Origin of the sequence: Methylobacterium sp. 190mf (assembly GCF_900107945.1) — a bacterium.
GTDB lineage: Bacteria > Pseudomonadota > Alphaproteobacteria > Rhizobiales > Beijerinckiaceae > Methylobacterium.
This window is the reverse complement of the sequence record NZ_FNVI01000081.1, coordinates 1-1,259: the sequence shown is the minus strand read 5'-3', so window position 1 is coordinate 1,259 and position 1,259 is coordinate 1. Positions and strand designations below refer to the sequence as shown.

At 61.0% G+C, this 1,259-nt stretch carries 1 protein-coding gene; it reads left to right on the top strand.

What is annotated here, in order from left to right:
* Nucleotides 1–237: 237 nt before the first annotated feature.
* Nucleotides 238–1,259 (top strand): caspase family protein (locus C4T42_RS31305; RefSeq protein ID WP_146074113.1); only part of this gene is annotated, 1,022 nt, incomplete at its 3' end.

Genomic DNA, 1,259 nt, shown 5'->3' with positions numbered 1-1,259 from the left:
GGCAGGCGCGCGAATTCCTCCGCAGAAAGGGGCTGTACCCCGGTCCCCTGCTCGTCCGCGTCCCCATCGGCAGGTTGAGCGAAAACTGGTCCTCCGATGAGGCCCACCAAGCACACGAGCGCCGAAATGGAACGCCCAAGGCCCCGAAGTTTGTGAGCCATCACCGCACCCGCTTTTCAATGGCCAAGTCTTACGCCATAAGTTAACGATATCAAACCCGCGCTTGTGGATCGGGGGATGTCGGCAACAATAAGTGAACTCAGAAGAGTATCGACGCTATTATTCTGCGTATTTTCTGCGTACGCACTCTTATTTTCTGAGCACATCACCCAGCTCCATGCACAGGAGCGGCCGACCACGAACGTTGTCACACAAAGTACAACTAACACGGCAGCCAAGCGGTTCGCTCTCGTCATAGGCAATGGTGCCTACCGCAACGTCCCTTCTCTCAAGAATGCCAAGAACGATGCCGCTGCAATAGCGGCAAAGCTTGAGAAGGTCGGCTACGAGGTCCTGTACGTGACGGACCTCGACCGCCGCAGCATGAACCAGGCGGTCACGACCTTCCTTGCGCGGATCGAGCCAGGCAGCGAGGCGCTCGTCTACTATGCCGGGCACGGCGTCGAGTTGAACGGATCGAATTACCTGCTGCCCATAGACATCCCGGCTCTGTCACCGGATCAGGAGCGCATGCTCCGAACTGAAGGGGCAAACTTGACGGACCTCCTCCTCGACCTGGAGGCTCGCTCCGCCCGCGTCACCCTGGTCATCCTCGATGCGTGCCGTGACAATCCCTTCCGCGAGGCGAATAGCGGCGGGACAACGAGATCGCTGGGTTCGACACGAGGACTGGGCCGCGTAGACCCGCCGCGCGGCACCTTTGTGATCTTCTCCGCTGGCGTCGGCGAGCAGGCGATCGACAATCTCGGCTCCGAGGATACCAACCCCAACGGCCTTTTCACGCGCAAGCTCCTGACCCTCCTCGATCAGGATGGCCTTGAGATCAGGCCCATGGTGCAGCGCCTCCGGGCTGAGGTGCGTCAAGCCGCGCTGTCTGGGACCGGCCGGAGCCAGATCCCGAGCTACTACGATCAGCTGCTCGGCGAGTTCTACTTCCATCCGAAATCACAGGTGAGTGAGGCCCCGGGGGAGAATAGCTGCGACCGCCTCGTCGATCCGAACGCGAGCGTGGCCTCGCTGCTCAAGGCGGATCTGGAGGCCGGCCTGCAAGCCTGCATGACGGCCACTACGCAGTATCC